Annotated in this window: 3 protein-coding genes; 1 reads left to right on the plus strand and 2 read right to left on the minus strand. The window is 63.5% G+C overall.

The window, feature by feature from the left end; all coding sequences use genetic code 11:
* A partial coding sequence (locus EN969_RS20715) for a DoxX family protein (protein WP_164758383.1) occupies positions 1-346 on the plus strand: 346 nt, incomplete at its 5' end.
* Between the two features lie 285 nt (positions 347-631).
* On the opposite strand, the gene ppx is transcribed toward EN969_RS20715, so the two are convergent.
* Positions 632-2,167, minus strand: coding sequence for an exopolyphosphatase (gene ppx / locus EN969_RS20720; protein WP_013532415.1), 1,536 nt, complete (start codon positions 2,165-2,167; stop codon positions 632-634).
* Positions 2,167-3,860: RNA degradosome polyphosphate kinase (locus EN969_RS20725; RefSeq protein ID WP_127419355.1), on the minus strand; the 1,694-nt coding region annotated here is incomplete at its 5' end. The genes ppx and EN969_RS20725, both read right to left, overlap by 1 nt.

The raw sequence follows: 3,860 nt of genomic DNA on the forward strand, positions 1-3,860 counted from the left end.
TTCCGGTTTCCATGCATTGAGCGACATCGCCGGCACCACAGGCTATTTCGCCGGCCTCGGCCTGCCGCTGCCGACACTTGCTGCCTGGGGCACGGGACTGTTCGAACTGATCGCCGGGCTGCTCATCCTGGTCGGTTTCCAGACCCGGATCATAGCGCTTCTGCTCGCTGCCTTCTGTATCGTCGCCGGCTTCATCGGCCATTATGGCCAGGGCGGCGGCGACGCGATGCTCGCCTTCCTGCACCAGCAGATGCTGATGAAGGACATTGCGATATCAGGTGGGTTTGTAGCGCTGGCGATGGCCGGCGCCGGCGCATGGTCGATCGACGGGCGCGGCGCGGTTTGATATTTTTGCGTAGATGGGCCCGAGCTGATCGACCCCACTCCGTCTCGGCTTCGTCGAGTCACCTCTCCCCTGATCGACGGGGTAGAGGAAGGCCGCGAGCCTATTGCCGCCAACGCTCTTCCAACGAGGCTCCCTTCCTTTCCCTCCGGAGGGGGGAAAGGTGGCGCTGCAAAGCAGCGACGGATTGGGGGAAGCCGGTCATCAAAGGCGAAGCCGCCGGCGAAGTACGACCGGCAGGTCTCCGCTTAAGTCAGATAAGACACGGGTCTGCTAGCAGCTAGCGCCTTATTTCACTGACATGCTGGGGCCACCCTCGACGGCCAGCACCAGCCGGCGGTTGGTGATCCTGGCCAGCTGCGCCAGGCGCCCGGCCGGCCGCTCGCCATAGAGATCGGCCAGCGATGCCGGCAAGACCAGCGCCAGCACGCCGTTGGCGCGCTGTTCCCATTTCAGCCTGGGCATGATGCCGGGCATCGACGCCGTCAGCAGGTAGACGACGCGCATCATCGCGGCGAGGACGCGGGCGCGCTCCAGATAACGCGGCGATGCCAGAGCCTTGATCTCGGGGGCGATGGCTTCGTTGAAGATGCCGTCGTGACGATAGGCGTTGGCCATCGCCAGGAAAGCACGGCCAGGATGGTCGACGCCGAAGAAGGACGCGTGCGCAATGATGTTGAGCGATTGCTTGCCGCGGTATTCGGGATGCGCGCGCCAGCCGATGTCCGCCAGCAATGCGGCCGCGTGGCGGTAGCGCGCCTCGTCCTCGGTCTCGTCGATGCCGAAGGCGGCAAAGGTCTTGGCGGTCCAGTCGACAAGTTCATGCGCATGGGTGACGGAGCGCGAGCGCAGGCGGGCGAGTTCCTCCGAGGCCGAAATCAGCGGATCGGCCTTCCGCTCGGCCTCGTCGAGCAGCGAATAGAGAAAGCCTTCGCGCACGCCAAGCGCCGAGACGATGATCTTCGACGGCTGCATCGCCGCCATGATCTCCTGCAGCACGATGGCGCCATAGGGCAGCAGCGAACGGCGGTTCTTCGAAACGCCTTCGATGCCCTTGACCTTCTCGATCTCGGCCTTGGCCACCTGCTTGAGGAAGTTCGCCGCGCTTTCGGCCGATATCTCGTAATGGTGCATGACGCCAAGCGGATAGTTGGTCATTTCCATGTGCAGCCGGGCAAGATTTCGCCAGGTGCCGCCGACGGCGTAGAAGGGCCTGCCCTGCCCGCCTTTCAACAGCTTGGCCTTCGCCAGTTCGTCACGCGCGATCCTGGCCGCCTGGGTCAGCGAGTTCTTCGCCATGTCCTGCAGGCGCAGGCCGCCCAGCGGCAGCGTGATGCCGTCGCCGATCGCCTCGCCGCTGACATCGACCAGTTCGAGGCTGCCGCCGCCCAGATCGCCGGCGATGCCATCGGCCGGATGGAAACCGGAAATGACGCCGAGCGCGGAATAGTACGCTTCCTGACGACCGCTGATCACTCGGATCTCGGTCTTCAGCACATCCTCGGCGCGGTGGATGAAATCGGGGCCGTTGACCGCCTCGCGGGCCGCCGCGGTCGCCAGCACATACATCTGCTCGGCGCCCGCCTGGTCGGAAAGCGCACGAAAGCGGCGGAACTCTTCCATCGAGCGCGTTACCGCCTCGGGGTCGAGCTTGCCCGTCGAAACGATGCCGCGGCCGAGACCGGCCAGCATCTTTTCGTTGAACAGCATGGTCGGCGAGCGCGCCAGCCCCTCATAGACGACGAGACGGATCGAGTTCGATCCGATGTCGATGATGGACAGCGGTCGGCGGTCCTGCAGCCGGCCCTGAGAATCAGACAGCATCAGCCGGACGCTGCAGCGTTCTTCTTGCGGCGCTTGAACTGCGCGATGCGCTTGGGCGCATGCGACTTCAGCGCGTCACCCCGTCCCGACAGGCTCGGATTGGTCATGAAATATTCCTGCGCGTTGAACGGTTCCTCGCCCTCCTCCAGCACGACGCGCCGGGAGGTTCCATCAGCCAATACGTCGAAACTTTGCTGATTGTCCATAATGTTGCCCAGCATGATCTGGCCAAGGATCTGTTCATGCACAGTTGGATTGGTGATCGGCACCATGGTTTCGACGCGGCGGTCGAGATTGCGCGGCATCAGGTCGGCCGAGGAGATGTAGACGATCGCCTCGTCCGACGGCAGGCCGAAACCATTGCCGAAACAATAGATGCGGCTGTGCTCGAGAAAACGGCCGACGATCGATTTTACGCGGATGTTTTCCGACAGGCCCGGAACCTGCGGCCGCAGGCAGCAGATGCCGCGCACGACAAGGTCGATCTCGACGCCGGCGCGGCTGGCATCGTAGAGCGCGTCGATGATGATCGGATCGACGAGGGCGTTCATCTTCATCCAGATGCGCGCCGGTTTGCCTTGCACCGCGTAGGCAATCTCGTCGGCAATGTGCTTCAGGATGCGGCTTCTCAGCGTGAACGGCGAGATCGCCAACCGCATTTCGTCCGTCGGCTCGGCATAGCCGGTGATGAAATTGAACAGCTGGGCGACATCGCGGGCAATCGTCGGATCTGTGGTGAAGAAGGACAGGTCGGTGTAGATGCGTGCGGTGACCGGATGGTAGTTGCCGGTGCCGAGGTGCACGTAATTGCGCAGCTTGCCGTCCTCGCGCCGCACCACCAGCGACATTTTCGCATGTGTCTTCAGTTCGAGAAATCCGAACACCACCTGCACGCCGGCCCGCTCCAGGTCGCGCGCCCAGCGGATGTTGGCTTCCTCGTCGAAACGCGCCTTGAGCTCGACCAGCGCGGTGACCGACTTGCCGGCCTCGGCCGCGTCGACCAGCGCGCGCACGATCGGGCTGTCGTTGGAGGTGCGGTAAAGCGTCTGCTTGATCGCCACCACCTCCGGATCGGCCATTGCCTGGCGCAGGAACTGCACCACCACATCGAAGGATTCGTAAGGGTGATGGACGACGATGTCCTTCTCGCGGATGGCGGCGAAACAATCGCCGCCATGCTCGCGGATGCGCTCGGGAAAACGCGGATTGTAGGGCGTGAATTTCAGGTCGTCGCGGGGAACGGCGACGATCTCGGAAATCTGGCTGAGCGCCAATGGACCGGTCAAGACGCTGATGCGGCTGGACGACACGCCAAGCTCGCCGGCGACGAAATCGCGCAATTCGCCAGGCATCAGCCTGTCGAATTCGATGCGGATCACCGATCCGCGCCGACGCCGCTTCAGCGCCGTTTCGAACAGGCGCACGAGGTCCTCGGACTCCTCCTCGACCTCGATATCGCTGTCACGGATGATGCGGAACGTGCCGGAGCCCTTGACCTCGTAGCCGGGGAAGAGCTTGCCGATATAGAGGCCGACAGCCTCTTCCAGCGGGATGAAGCGGACATGATGCTTGCGGTCCGGCAGACGGATGAAGCGCTTCAGCGCCACCGGCAGGCGCAGCAGCGCGCTCATCTCCTCGCCATTCTTGCGATGGCGCAATTGCAGCGCCATCGCAAGAATGGCGAGGAGATGAG

This window comes from Mesorhizobium sp. M7A.F.Ca.CA.003.01.2.1 (assembly GCF_003998945.1).
In the GTDB taxonomy this organism is placed as follows: domain Bacteria; phylum Pseudomonadota; class Alphaproteobacteria; order Rhizobiales; family Rhizobiaceae; genus Mesorhizobium; species Mesorhizobium ciceri.

Bases quoted from the DNA above. Each gene is read 5' to 3' on its own strand.
- ppx (WP_013532415.1), bottom strand. From the start codon at position 2,167: ATGCTGTCTGATTCTCAGGGCCGGCTGCAGGACCGCCGACCGCTGTCC.